This window comes from Micromonospora sp. NPDC051925, from assembly GCF_044548625.1.
Classification (GTDB): Bacteria; Actinomycetota; Actinomycetes; order Mycobacteriales; family Micromonosporaceae; genus Micromonospora.
In genome coordinates this window covers 231,504-244,427 of the sequence record NZ_JBIUCH010000010.1, presented here as the reverse complement: position 1 = coordinate 244,427, position 12,924 = coordinate 231,504, and the positions used below count along the sequence as shown (strand labels likewise).

At 73.0% G+C, this 12,924-nt stretch carries 9 protein-coding genes; 5 read left to right on the top strand and 4 right to left on the bottom strand.

What is annotated here, in order from left to right; translation table 11 throughout:
• Positions 1-2 precede the first annotated feature (2 nt).
• Positions 3-1,628 carry a CocE/NonD family hydrolase gene (locus tag ACIG87_RS16205; RefSeq protein WP_396851290.1) on the top strand — a complete coding sequence of 542 codons (1,626 nt, stop codon included), beginning with the start codon at positions 3-5 and terminating at the stop codon, positions 1,626-1,628.
• Positions 1,629-1,872: 244 nt separating this feature from the next.
• Here ACIG87_RS16205 and ACIG87_RS16200 read toward each other — a convergent pair whose 3' ends face one another.
• Positions 1,873-2,076 carry a cold-shock protein gene (locus tag ACIG87_RS16200; RefSeq protein WP_091237353.1) on the bottom strand — a complete coding sequence of 68 codons (204 nt, stop codon included), beginning with the start codon at positions 2,074-2,076 and terminating at the stop codon, positions 1,873-1,875.
• A 183-nt stretch (positions 2,077-2,259) separates the two neighbouring features.
• Here ACIG87_RS16200 and ACIG87_RS16195 point away from each other — a divergent pair, with 183 nt between their 5' ends.
• Positions 2,260-2,943 carry a class I SAM-dependent methyltransferase gene (locus tag ACIG87_RS16195; RefSeq protein WP_396851289.1) on the top strand — a complete coding sequence of 228 codons (684 nt, stop codon included), beginning with the start codon at positions 2,260-2,262 and terminating at the stop codon, positions 2,941-2,943.
• Between the two features lie 103 nt (positions 2,944-3,046).
• Here the strand turns inward: ACIG87_RS16195 and ACIG87_RS16190 are convergent, their stop codons facing one another.
• Positions 3,047-3,700: an MBL fold metallo-hydrolase gene (locus ACIG87_RS16190; RefSeq protein WP_396851288.1), complete on the bottom strand. Its 654-nt coding sequence runs from the start codon at positions 3,698-3,700 to the stop codon at positions 3,047-3,049.
• 7 nt (positions 3,701-3,707) lie between these two features.
• Positions 3,708-4,427 carry a maleylpyruvate isomerase family mycothiol-dependent enzyme gene (locus tag ACIG87_RS16185; protein ID WP_396851287.1) on the bottom strand — a complete coding sequence of 240 codons (720 nt, stop codon included), beginning with the start codon at positions 4,425-4,427 and terminating at the stop codon, positions 3,708-3,710.
• A 178-nt stretch (positions 4,428-4,605) separates the two neighbouring features.
• Here ACIG87_RS16185 and rsgA point away from each other — a divergent pair, with 178 nt between their 5' ends.
• The 3 genes from rsgA (at position 4,606) to ACIG87_RS16170 (ending at position 9,564) form a co-directional block, all read left to right on the top strand.
• Entirely contained in the window at positions 4,606-5,685 is a 1,080-nt protein-coding gene (gene rsgA / locus ACIG87_RS16180; protein WP_396851286.1) for a ribosome small subunit-dependent GTPase A, read from the top strand.
• A 197-nt stretch (positions 5,686-5,882) separates the two neighbouring features.
• Complete coding sequence (uvrA, locus tag ACIG87_RS16175; protein WP_396851285.1) at positions 5,883-8,828, top strand: excinuclease ABC subunit UvrA; 2,946 nt, start codon at positions 5,883-5,885, stop codon at positions 8,826-8,828.
• 268 nt (positions 8,829-9,096) lie between these two features.
• On the top strand, positions 9,097-9,564 hold the full coding sequence (locus ACIG87_RS16170) for a Rieske (2Fe-2S) protein (RefSeq protein ID WP_396851284.1): 468 nt from the start codon (positions 9,097-9,099) through the stop codon (positions 9,562-9,564).
• 50 nt (positions 9,565-9,614) lie between these two features.
• Here ACIG87_RS16170 and ACIG87_RS16165 read toward each other — a convergent pair whose 3' ends face one another.
• Positions 9,615-12,866, bottom strand: a complete 3,252-nt coding sequence (locus tag ACIG87_RS16165) for a penicillin acylase family protein (protein WP_396851283.1) — start codon at positions 12,864-12,866, stop codon at positions 9,615-9,617.
• Positions 12,867-12,924 lie beyond the last annotated feature (58 nt).

Genomic DNA, 12,924 nt, shown 5'->3' with positions numbered 1-12,924 from the left:
CCGTGCTGGACCGGATCGCCGCCGCCGCGCTGCGGCTGCCCGCCGTACCCACCCACCGGGTCGCCGTCACCCGGGGCATTCCGGTACGGGCCCGCGACGGCGTCGTGCTGCGTACCGACCACTACGCTCCCCGGTTGCCCGGCGCGCCGACCGTGCTGATCCGCACCCCGTACGGGCGGGGCGGGCCGATGCGGCTGCTCGGCCGGCTGATCGCCGGTCGCGGCTTCCACCTGGTGATCCAGTCCTGTCGGGGCACCGACGGCTCCGGCGGCCGGTTCGACCCGCTGGCGCACGAGCGCGACGACGGCCTGGACACCGTCGACTGGCTGCGTGGGCAGCCCTGGTACACCGGCCGGTTCGGCATGTTCGGGGCCAGCTACCAGGGCTTCGTGCAGTGGGCCCTGGCCGCCGAGGCGGGGGACGAACTGGCCGCGATGGTCGCGGTGGTCACCGCCTCGGCCACCCGTGACTCGACGTACGCGGGGGAGTCCTTCGCCCTGGACACCGTGCTGACCTGGACCGAGCTGCTCCAGGCGCAGACCGTGCCGTGGCTGGCCCGGCAGTGGGAGCTCAAGCGTGGGCAGCCCCGGCTGGCCGCCGCGCTGGCCCACCTGCCGCTGGCCGAGGCCGACCGGGTGGCGACCGGGGTGACCGTGCCGTTCTTCCAGGAGTGGCTGCGCCACCACACCCCGGACGCCGAGTACTGGCGGAGTCGGGTCTTCGGCGCGCGGATCGCCGAGGTGCGCGCCCCGGTGGCGATGATCAGCGGCTGGCAGGACATCTTCCTGCCCGCCCAGCTCGCCGACCACGCCGCGCTGCGCGCCGCAGGGGTGCCCACCCGGCTCACCGTCGGCCCGTGGACGCACGGCAGCCCCGGGTTGCTGGCGGAGGCGCTACGGGAGGGGCTGGGCTGGCTCGACGCCCACCTGTACGGCCGGCCGGCGTCGCCGCGCGCCCCGGTGCGGGTGCACGTCGGCGGGGACGGCGGTGGTTGGCGGGACCTCCCCGACTGGCCTCCACCGGCGACCGACACCCCGTGGCACCTGCACGCCGGGGGCCGGCTCGCCCCGGAGCCGCCGACGGCGTCGACACCGGACACCATCCGGTACGACCCGGCCGATCCCACCCCGTCGCTCGGCGGCCCGCTGCTGGTCGCCCAGCGGGCCGGCCCGGTCGACAACCGCCCCGTCGAGGCCCGGCCGGACGTGCTCGTCTACACCAGCGCGGTATTGACCGCCCCGGTCGAGGTGGTGGGTCCGGTCCGCGCCGAGATCCACGTGCGCAGCGAACTGCCGTACCTGGACGTCTTCGTCCGGCTCTGTGACGTGGACCGGCGCGGCCGGTCGTGGAACGTCTGCGACGGCCTGGTCCGGGTGGCCCCCGGCCGGTTCCCGGTGGACGCGGACGGGGTGACCCGGGTGCCGGTGCCGCTGTGGCCGGCGGCGCACCGCTTCGCCGCCGGGCACCGGCTGCGGCTGCAGGTCTCCGGTGGTGCCCATCCCCGCTACGCGCGCAACCCGGGGACCGGTGAACCGCTCGGTGCCGCAGTGACACTCCGCGCCGGACGGCGGGAGATCCTGCATGATCCACGGCATCCGTCGCTGCTGGTTCTCCCGCGGTCTTCCTGATCCGTGAGGTGGGCCTCGCCGCCGGCCCGGCCGGGCCGCTCTGGCTGCCGCTGGGCGGGATCCTGGTGAGCCTCGGGGTGGCGATCGGGAACGTGGCGAAGGCCAGCTACCTGCTGGTTGGCGGCCACGCCGCTGATCCTGCTGGTGGGGCCGATCCGGCGCGGTCGGAACCTATCCACGACGGCGGCGACGACCTGAAAGCGCTCGGTGGCGGCGGCCCAGGGCCGCCGCCACCGGCACGGACCTACAGCGGGCGGACGTTCTCCGCCTGCGGACCCTTCTGCCCCTGGGTCACATCGAACTCGACCTTCTGGGCCTCCTGCAGTTCCCGGTAACCGCTACTGGCGATCGCCGAGTAGTGGACGAAGACGTCGGGGCCCCCGCCATCCTGCTCGATGAAGCCGAAGCCCTTTTCCGAGTTGAACCACTTGACCGTGCCGGTTGCCATGCATCTCTCCCTGTTTACAACGGGTGACCCCCCGCCGTTGCGGCGGTTGGTCGCCCTGTACTGCCCCGACAGTAACCGGCCGATCCGATTTTTGCCGGCTGAAGTGCCGCAAGATTCAACGGAAACTCGCGGGCAGGGCCGGAATGCCGCCCGGCGGGTGGTCCGCTCGGGCACACTCGACCGGTGAACGGACCGAGTACCGCCGCGTTGACCGAGCTGGAGGCGGAGATCGACGCGCCGGGCGACGGGCTGGACCGGCTCCGGCTGGTGCCCACACCGTTCGTGCCCGAGGTGCGGCTGCACCTCGCCGAGGACGCGATCGTCTGGTGGGCCCGGATGGAGGCGGCAGCCGGTCGTACCCTGCCGCCACCGTTCTGGGCATCGGCCTGGGCGGGCGGCCAGGCGCTTGCCCGACACCTGCTGGACCACCCCGAGCTGGTCGCCGGTCGCCGGGTGCTCGACCTGGCCGCCGGCTCCGGACTGGTCGCCATCGCCGCCGCGCTGGCCGGGGCCGCCCAGGTCGTCGCCAACGACGTGGACCCGTACGCGGTGGCGGCGGCGACCGTCAACGCACGGGCCAACCGGGTACGGGTGCTCGCCCGCCAGGGCGACCTGCTCGACGACGACGGGACGCCTGCCGACCTGCTGGTCGCCGGGGACGTCCTCTACGACCGGGAACTGGCCGCCCGGGTGCTGCCGTACCTGCGGCGGGCCGCCGAGGGTGGGGCGCAGGTGCTGGTCGGCGACCCGGACCGGGGGCACCTGCCGTCGGACGTGCTGGAGGTGGTGGCCTGCTATCCGGTGCCGACCACCGAACCCTCCGTCGACTCCCCGGTCCGCTGGGTGCAGGTGCTACGGCCGCGGTGAGGTCAGCCGTCGTCCGGCCGCGGGCGGTTCGGGGGAACGGCCGGAGCGGGTGGACGGGGAACGGGCCGGCGTCGGCCGGTCGGAGCCGACCGACGCCACGTCGTCACCAGCCGCGGGCCCGCCACTGCGGCAGCGACGCCCGCTCCGCGCCGAGGGTGCTGTCCCCGCCGTGGCCCGGGTAGAACCAGGTCTCGTCGGGCAGCCGGTCGAACAGCTTGTGCTCCACGTCGTCGATGAGCTGGCCGAAGCGCTCCGGATCCCGGTCGGTGTTGCCGACGCCACCGGGAAAGAGGGAGTCGCCGGTGAACAGGTGCGGGGTGCCGGCCGGGTCGCGGTAGAGCAGCGCGACCGACCCGGGGGTGTGTCCCTTGATGTGGATCACTTCCAGCGTCTGGTCGCCCACCGCGACGGTGTCGCCGTCGGCCAGGGTCTGCGCCGTGATCGGCAGTCCGTCGGCGTCGTCGGCGTGCACCAGGGCGCGGGCGCTGGTCTTGGCGACGACCTCCTCCAGCGCCACCCAGTGGTCCATGTGCTGGTGGGTGGTGACCACCGAGGCCAGGCCGGTGTCACCGACCAGGTCGAGCAGTCGGGGCGCCTCGTTCGCGGCGTCGATGAGCACCTGCGCGCCGGTGTCGCGGCAGCGCAGCAGGTAGGCGTTGTTGTCCATCGGGCCGACCGACACCTTGGTGACGGTGAGCCGGTCCAGCTCGCGGACGGCGGGCGGGCCGCCGGGGGTGACGTCTCCGGTGTAGCTCATGGGCGGTCTATATCCATTCCGGTGGTGTCGGCAGGGGACCGTTCGGGGTGACGGTCAACACGTCGCCGCTGCTGCGGCCGATCAACCAGGCGGCCAGCTCGGCGGCGGGGCCGGCGACCAGCGGGGCGCCCGCAGGGTCGCCCACCACCAGCTCCGGCCGGTTGCCGTCGGCAGGCCGCAGCACCAGCGCCGGCGCGTCGGGACGGCCGGCGAGTCCACCGGCCACCTCGTGCAGCAGGTGCTGGGCGAACGTCGGCGGCCAGTCCGCCGGGCGGTAGCCGGTGGCCAGGTCGACGTGGTGCACCTCCAGCTCGCGCAGCCGGCCCCAGACCAGCATGGCGGCCTTCCACGGGCCGCGTCGGGTCTGCACGGTGGCGCTCCACGCCTCGACCGGCATGGCGGCCACCGCTTCGGCGAACCGGTCGGCGCAACGGCGCAGGTCGGCCAGGTGCTCGGCGGGTGGCCGGGCGGCCCCGGCGGTGATGTCGGCGTCCCGGGCGGCGGTGCTGGTGTACATCGGGATGGGCTCGCCGGTGCGGGCGGCGGTGAGCAGGTTGACGAACCCGTCGGCGTTGCGGGCCAGGTGGGTCAGCACGTGGCCACGGGTCCAGCCGGGCAGCAGGGAAGGGGCCGTGACGGCCGCCGCGTCGAGACCGGCCGCCGTGTGCAACAGCCGGACGGTGGCGTCGTCCACCTCACCGGTCAACAGCAGTGGATCTGTGGTCACGCCACGACCCTAGCGGTCCCGGGAGCGTTGCGCCGCCGGGGAATTCACTTTCGGCGCGTCGGCGTGACGCCTACCGTCGGCCTCGACGCGGTACCGGGACGACGAACGGGGGTGGTGACCATGCCGGTCGCAGTACGCGTGTTGCGCCACGACCAGTTCCGACCCTGATGAGGATGACATGACCATCGATCTGACCGCCCTCGGCCTGGACGCCGAGCGGGCGGCGTACGCGCGGCGGCGCCCGGACCGCCGGCCCGGCCGGGTGGCCCGGGTCGACCGGGGGGTGTGCACCGTCCTCGGCGCGGACGGACCGGTCCGGGCCAGCATGGGCCCGGCGGTGCTGGCCGCCGCCGCCCGTGACCTGACCGCGTTGCCGTGCGCCGGCGACTGGGTGCTGCTGGCCCGCTGGCCGGACGGCCCGGTGACCGTCGACGCGGTGCTGCCCCGGCGTACCGCGCTGGTCCGCCGGACCGCCGGCAAGGACGCCAGCGGGCAGGTGCTCGCCGCCAACCTCGACACCGCCGCGGTGGTCGAGCCGGTGCACCCGGAGCCGGACACCGCCCGGATCGAACGGCTGCTCTCGCTGGCCCACGAGTCGGGGGCCCGGCCGCTGGTGCTGCTCACCAAGGCCGACCTGGCCGCCGACCCGCAGGCGGTGGCCCGGCAGCTCGCCTCGGTGGCGCCCGGGGTGCCGGTGCTGCCGGTCAGCGCCGAGCGGGGCACCGGACTGGAACCGCTGCGGCCCCTGGTCGCGCCGGGCCGCACACTGGCCCTGCTCGGCCCCTCCGGGGCGGGCAAGTCGAGCCTGGTCAACGCCCTGGTCGGGGCGGACGTCATGCCGACCCAGGCGATCCGACGCTCCGACGGCAAGGGCCGGCACACCACCACCTGGCGGGCGCTGGTCCCGGTGCCCGGCGGCGGTGCGGTGCTGGACACTCCCGGGGTCCGGGCGGTCGGTCTGCTGGACGGGCACGCCGGGCTGGACCGGGCGTTCGTCGACATCGCCGAGCTGGCCACCGGTTGCCGGTACGCCGACTGCGGGCACACCGCCGAGCCCGCCTGCGCGGTGCGGGAGGCGCTGGAGAACGGGGAACTGCCTGCCCGGCGCTGGGAGAGCTGGCGTCGGCTCCAGCGGGAGGTGGCGTACGAGAGTGGTCGCCGCCAGAGCCGGCTGGCCGCCGAGCGGCGGGGCGGCTGGCGAGGCGGACGACGGCGTCCGGCGCGTCCGGCGTCGCCACCGCTGCCGGGCGGATTCTGAGCGGACTGTCCTGCTCCGGTGGGTGCCGGTCGGCTCGACCCGACCGGTGTGAGCTGGTGGAACGTGCGCGTGAGGAAAGTTGTCATACCCCGGGGCTAGAGTTGCCGGGGCGTTCCTTCTGCGCCCGTAAAACCGCTCAGATCCCACTCGGAGCGGACAGATCCGCCTCACATTCTTCTTCCGGGAGCACACGCACCGTGGCCGACCGTCTGATCATCCGTGGCGCGCGCGAGCACAACCTGCGTGACGTCAGTCTCGACCTGCCCCGGGACGCGCTCATCGTCTTCACCGGGCTCTCCGGCTCCGGCAAGTCGAGCCTGGCCTTCGACACCATCTTCGCCGAGGGCCAGCGCCGCTACGTGGAGTCGCTGTCGTCGTACGCGCGGCAGTTCCTCGGCCAGATGGACAAGCCCGACGTGGACTTCATCGAGGGCCTGAGCCCGGCCGTCTCGATCGACCAGAAGTCGACCTCGCGCAACCCGCGCTCCACCGTCGGCACCATCACCGAGGTCTACGACTACCTCCGGCTGCTCTTCGCCCGCATCGGCGAACCGCACTGCCCGGTCTGTGGCGAGCGGATCTCCAAGCAGAGCCCGCAGCAGATCGTCGACCGGGTCCTCGCGATGGCCGAGGGCACGAAGTTCATGGTGCTCGCCCCGGTGATCCGTGGCCGCAAGGGCGAGTACGTCGACCTCTTCGCCGAACTCCAGGCCAAGGGCTACGCCCGCGCCCGGGTCGACGGGGTGGTGCACCCGCTGACCGAGCCGCCGAAGCTCAAGAAGCAGGAGAAGCACACCATCGAGGTGGTGATCGACCGGCTCAGCGTCAAGTCGAGCGCCAAGCAGCGGCTGACCGACTCGGTGGAGGCCGCGCTCGGCCTCTCCGACGGCCTGGTGCTGCTCGACTTCGTCGACCTGGCCGAGAACGACCCGGCCCGGGAGCGCCGCTACTCCGAGCACCTGGCCTGCCCGAACGACCACCCGTTGGCGATCGAGGATCTGGAACCCCGGGTCTTCTCGTTCAACGCGCCCTACGGGGCCTGCCCGGAGTGCACCGGTCTGGGCACCAAGAAGGAGGTCGACCCGGAGCTGGTCGTCCCCGACCCGGAGCGCACCCTGCGCGAGGGCGCGCTGCAACCCTGGGCCACCGGGCACAACCTGGAGTACTTCCTGCGGCTGCTGGAGGCGCTCGGCGAGAGCCAGCACTTCGACGTCGACACCCCGTGGCGGGCGCTGCCGGCGCGGGTGCAGAAGACGATCCTGCACGGCTCCGACGACCAGGTGCACGTCCGTTACCGCAACAAGTACGGCCGGGAGCGGTCCTACTACACCGGCTTCGAGGGTGTGGTGCAGTGGATCGAGCGCCGGCACACCGACACCGAGAGCGAGTGGTCGCGCGACAAGTACGAGGGCTACATGCGCGACGTGCCCTGCGCGGCCTGCGGCGGCACCCGGCTCAAGCCCGAGGTGCTGGCGGTCACCCTGGCCGGCAAGAGCATCGCCGAGGTCTGCAACCTGTCGGTGGGCGAGGCGGCCGAGCTGCTCGCCGGCATCGAGCTGACCGACCGGCAGAAGATGATCGCCGAGCGGGTGCTCAAGGAGATCAACGCCCGGCTGCGGTTCCTGCTCGACGTCGGCCTGGACTACCTCTCCCTGGACCGGGCGGCCGGCACCCTCTCCGGTGGCGAGGCGCAGCGCATCCGGTTGGCCACCCAGATCGGCTCCGGCCTGGTCGGCGTGCTCTACGTGCTCGACGAGCCGTCGATCGGCCTGCACCAGCGGGACAACCACCGGCTGATCGAGACCCTGCTGCGGCTGCGCGGCCTGGGCAACACGCTGATCGTGGTCGAGCACGACGAGGACACCATCCGGGTCGCCGACTGGATCGTCGACATCGGGCCCGGCGCGGGCGAGCACGGTGGCAAGATCGTGCACAGCGGGTCGGTGCCGGCGTTGCTGGACAACCCCGAGTCGGTGACCGGGGCGTACCTGTCGGGCCGGCGGGAGATCCCGACGCCGAAGCAGCGTCGGGCGCAGACGCCGGAGCGGGAACTGGTGGTGCACGGGGCGCGCGAGCACAACCTGCGCAACCTGACCGTCCCGTTCCCGCTCGGCCAGCTCATCGCGGTCACCGGGGTCTCCGGCTCGGGCAAGTCGACGCTGGTCAACGACATCCTGTACGCGGTGCTGGCCAACCAGATCAACGGCGCCCGGCTGGTCCCCGGCCGGCACACCCGGGTCTCCGGGTTGGAACACGTCGACAAGGTGGTCGGTGTCGACCAGTCGCCGATCGGCCGGACACCGCGCTCCAACCCGGCCACCTACACCGGGGTCTGGGACCACGTCCGCAAGCTGTTCGCCGAGACCACCGAGGCCAAGGTCCGGGGGTACGGGCCGGGCCGGTTCTCGTTCAACGTCAAGGGTGGCCGCTGCGAGGCGTGCTCCGGTGACGGCACCATCAAGATCGAGATGAACTTCCTGCCGGACGTCTACGTCCCCTGTGAGGTCTGCAAGGGCGCCCGGTACAACCGGGAGACCCTGGAGGTGCACTACAAGGGCAAAACCGTCTCCGACGTGTTGGAGATGCCGATCGAGGAGGCGGCCGAGTTCTTCTCCGCCATCCCGGCCATCCACCGGCACCTGCGGACGCTCAACGACGTGGGCCTGGGCTACGTCCGGCTGGGTCAGCCCGCGCCGACGCTGTCCGGTGGCGAGGCGCAGCGGGTCAAGCTCGCCTCCGAGTTGCAGAAGCGCTCCACCGGCCGGACGGTCTACGTGCTCGACGAGCCCACCACCGGCCTGCACTTCGAGGACATCCGCAAGCTGCTGATGGTGCTGGAGGGCCTGGTCGACAAGGGCAACACGGTGATCACCATCGAGCACAACCTGGACGTGATCAAGACGGCCGACTGGCTGATCGACATGGGCCCGGAGGGCGGCCACCGGGGCGGCACGGTGCTCGCCACCGGCACCCCGGAGGAGGTCGCCGAGGTCGCCGAGAGCCACACCGGCCAGTTCCTGCGGTCGGTGCTCAAGCTCGACGGTGAGGCCAGCGGGGCGAAGGCGGCGGTGACCCGGGCGGCCCGGGCCAACGGCACGACGCCGAAGTCGCGTACCCGCAAGGTGCCGGCCGGGGCACGCTGAGCGGACGGTACGACGGCCCCGGCCGGCGTGGTCGTCAAGCCTGCGCACGGCTCGTCGGTGGCCGGTGCGGTGGTTCGTGGTGTCCTGCGCCGCCCGTGCCCGCTGGTCGTCGTAGCCCGGTCCGGTGCCCGAGGGGTCGGTCGGGTCCGGCCGGTCGTCGGGGACGTTTCCGGGTGGCCGGGGTGAACCGTCGGGCACAGTGGTGCGTGTGCTCCAGTGAGCCGCGAAGGTCGACGACCGGCGGCGGCAGTCGAGAGAAAGGCCGAACATGAACGACGATCAGGTGCTGACCGGGCCCGGCACGCAGACCCGCCGTGCCCTGCTGGCCGGGGCCGGCGCGGTGGGGGCGTCGGTCCTCCTGACCGCCTGCGGCGACGACTCCGGTGACGAGCCGGCCGCCCCGGCCAGCGGCGGACCGGCCGCGACCACCGGCGGTGGCGGGCCGGGCACCGCCGCGATCGCCAAGACCAGCGACATCCCGGTCGGTGGCGGCCAGGTCTACGCCGCCCAGGGGGTGGTGATCACCCAGCCGACCGAGGGGCAGTTCAAGGGCTTCGACCCGATCTGCACCCACCAGGGCTGCCCGGTGTCGAACGTCGACGGCGGGACGATCAACTGCACCTGCCACAACAGCAAGTTCGCCATCACCGACGGCGCGGTGACGCAGGGCCCGGCGACCACGCCACTCGCCGCCAAGGAGATCAAGGTCCAGGGCGACCAGATCTCGCTGGCCTGACCGGCCGACCGGCGCGGGGGTCGCCCTCCGCGCCGGCCGGACCGCCGGGCTCAGCGCGCGTACACCGCCATCTCCCAGATCGAGAAGCCGTACGTGGTGGCCCGGGTCAGGCCGTGCATCCGGACGTACCGGGCGGTCACGGTGGGGAAGGCCGCCACGTCGGTGCCGCCGTCGCCGGCCGTGGTCGACCAGACCGTACGCCAGTTCGTCCCGTCGGTGGACACCTCGATCCGGTACGACCGGGCGTTCGCCGACTCCCAGGCCAGCGTCGTCCGGCCCACCTGACGGGCCGACCCGAGGTCGACGGTGAGCCACTGGTCGTCCGCCCAGGTGCTGGCCCAGCGGGTGCCGAGGTCGGAGTCGACGGCCTTGGCCGCGCCGAAGAACAGCTCGCTGCCGGACGCGGTCACCGGTCGGCCGGCGGCCAGGTTGGTCAGGTCGTCGCCGCGCCGGGACGGGAACGAGACCACCTGTTGGAAGGTGGGCCGGTTCTGCCAGGCGATGGTGGCGTGCTTGATCCCGCCGAGCGGCGACTGGACGATCGCGTCCGCGCACCACTGGTCGCCGGCCGCGCAGCTCGCGTCGCCGGGGTAGACCTGGGCCGCCGGGGTGGCCGCCGCGGTGCGCAGGGTGTCCAGCAGCGCCTGCCGGCAGCCGGCGAGGTTGCCCCCGCCGCAGTAGGTGCGGCCCAGCCCGCCGCGCACCGGGTCGCCGAGCACCGCCCGCAGGTCCTTGTCGACGTAACCCCACCAGCCGTACTGGAACGACGAGCCCTTGTGGGCCTGGGCCTCGTTGGCCGAGGTGGGCAGGTTCGACACGTCGCCCTGCTGGTGCCCGGAGGGGGACTCGTTGAGCTGGATCGCGTTGATCAGCGACTGGTAGAGGTCCGGGCCGAGCTGGTCGCGGAACATCCCGCGGACCAGCAGCGGCCACCAGGCGTCGAAGGTGCGGATCGCGTCGGCGTGCCGGTAGACCTTCGACCCCTTGGCGGTCTCCACCCGCAGCGCGCCGTCCTGCCGCCACGCCTTGAGCCGGGCGATCTCGGCGGCCAGTGCGGAATCGGTGACGGGCTGGCTCTCCAGCACCCGGATCAGCTCGTCGAGCACCTCGGCGCCGCGCAGGTCGGTCAGGCCGGCCTGTTCGACCAGCGCGGTCAGCGAACCCCGGTCGAACTTCGTGCCGGCCGCCAGGGCCGCCTTGAGCGGACGGTCCAGCAGGTCGGCCCGGTGCACCGCGCCGAAGCTGTAGTTGCCGTCGGCGCCCCCGAAGTCCTTGGCCTGCTTGTTGTTCCAGCTGACGTAGTAGTCCTGGTTCACCGAGCGGGGGTGGGCGGCCAGCGGGGCGTAGCTGGCGGTGTTCGTCGCCGGGTCGAAGCCCTGCCACTCGTAGGCCGGTTCGGCCCTCATCGGCAGGTTCGGGTTGGATCCGGCAGCCCGTACCGGGTTCAACCCGGAGTTGAAGTACGCCGACTCGGTGGAGTTGACGTAGAACCAGTTGAACGCGTAGTCGACGTTGTTGGCCGAGGCGACGAAGGCGTCCGCCGAGCCCATCTGGGTCGGGTCGTTGAACATCTGGAAGCCGATGGCCGAGTCGGCCTCGTGCCGGTAGGTGGAGCGCAGCTGGGTGAAGGCGTGCGGCTTGCCGCCCACCGTCGCCCGCCAGGAGACCAGGCCGAGCTTCGTCCGCCAGGCGACCAGCTTGTACGACCCCTTGGCGGTGCCGTCGGCGAGGGTCGGGCTCCACTGGTTGACGTGCGCGAGCTGCTCCATCGCCAGGCACTGCCCCCGGTACAGGTAGTGGTCGGCGGCGAGTGTGGGGGTGCTGCCGTCGGTGGTGCACAGCGGCACCGAGTAGGTGTCGGTGATGTCGTGGATCGACGAGGTGGCGCTCCACGCGTAGTCCTGGCCCCGGCCGAGCAGCACGTAGAGGTTGAGGCCGGCGAACGCGGCCCCCCGGGCGCTGATCCCCGGCCCCTGCAACTCCTGCACCATCAGCAGCTGCGGGGAGAAGTAGCCGGTCTGCGGGCCGAAGACCGCGACCGGGTGCCCGGTGGCCGAGTTCGCGGCGGAGACCACCGCCGCGTTGGACATGCCCCGGTGCGCCGGGCTGATGGTCAGCCCGGACAGCGCGGCGGCCAGCTCGCCGGCGGCGCTGCCGGTGCCGGTGCCGGTCGCGGTGGTGCGGGCCGCGGTGCTGCCGGCGGAGCCGGTCGGGTCGGTGAAGATCGGCTCGACCCGGGCCGAGCCGGCGTCGGGCAGCACCACGCTGGCCGCGTCCGGGGAGGCGTCGCCGTACGGGAAGCTCTGCCCGTCGTGCAGGGTCAGCACGGTCTCCGGGTCGTTCTGGTTGCGGAACGCCGTCCACACCCGGTCGCCCTCGGTGGCGCCGTACTTGGCGCGGGCGGCGATCCGGACCAGCGCGGACTGCATCTCGGTGCCGCCCCCGCCGCCGAACAGCCCGCCGACCACGCCGGCGATGGCGATCAGGTCGGTGAGCTGGAACGGCTCCGGGCCGCCGGCGTTGGTGACCGCGTCGAGGTGGCCGGTCAGCACGTACTCGCCGGGGCAGTTGCGGTTGGCCATGCAGACGCCGATGTAGGCGTTGATGCCGGCGATGTACTCCTGCACGTCGGCGTAGAGCTGCTGGCCGCGCGGACCCTTGCCGCGCAGCGCCTCGACCTGCGCCGCGAGATCCGCCTCGGTGTACGGCGAGTTGCGCCAGACGCTCTGCTCCAACGCCCGGTTGCCGGGGGCGCCACCGGCGAACGAGGTGAGGGTGCCCCGGCCCACGTGCCGCAGCAGGTCCATGGTGAACAGCCGGTCCTCGGCGCCGGCGTACCCCGCGCCGTACATGGTGCCGCCCCGGGTGGTGCCGGTGACGTGCGGCACGCCGGTCGCCTTGTCCCGCAGGATGCGTACGTCGGCGCGGGGGGAGTAGTCGCGCTCGACCTGTCCCTGGGGGACGCCGAAGGACGCGTCGTTGAAGAACGAGCCGATCTGTTCCTCGCGCAGCCCGGCGTAGCCGTAGACCAGGTCGGCGTACCGGCCGAGCTGGTCGGCGGAGTGCCGGGGCAGGGTGCCGAGGGTCTGGTTGCCGAGCACCTCGACCAGGGTGGCGTTGCCGTTCTGGCCGGGCGGCAGGATGTCGCCGCACTCGCCGAGGCAGTAGTCGTCGGGGGCGTACGCCGTGCGCGGCGGGGCGGCGGCGGCCGGCGTGGCGGGGACTGCGGTGAGCAGGGCGGCGACGCTGATGCCGGCGGTCAGGCCGGCGAGCAGACGGCGGACGGTGGGGGGACGGGGCATGGCGATCCTCCGATGAGGATGGGGATCTTTACGTGAATAACATTCGGTTACCGGATGG

Coding starts and splice junctions, on each gene's coding strand:
- ACIG87_RS16170 (WP_396851284.1), top strand. CDS start 9,097: ATGAACGACGATCAGGTGCTGACCGGGCCCGGCACGCAGACCCGCCGT.
- rsgA (WP_396851286.1), top strand. CDS start 4,606: ATGACCATCGATCTGACCGCCCTCGGCCTGGACGCCGAGCGGGCGGCG.
- ACIG87_RS16200 (WP_091237353.1), bottom strand. CDS start 2,076: ATGGCAACCGGCACGGTCAAGTGGTTCAACTCGGAAAAGGGCTTCGGC.
- ACIG87_RS16190 (WP_396851288.1), bottom strand. CDS start 3,700: ATGAGCTACACCGGAGACGTCACCCCCGGCGGCCCGCCCGCCGTCCGC.
- ACIG87_RS16165 (WP_396851283.1), bottom strand. CDS start 12,866: ATGCCCCGTCCCCCCACCGTCCGCCGTCTGCTCGCCGGCCTGACCGCC.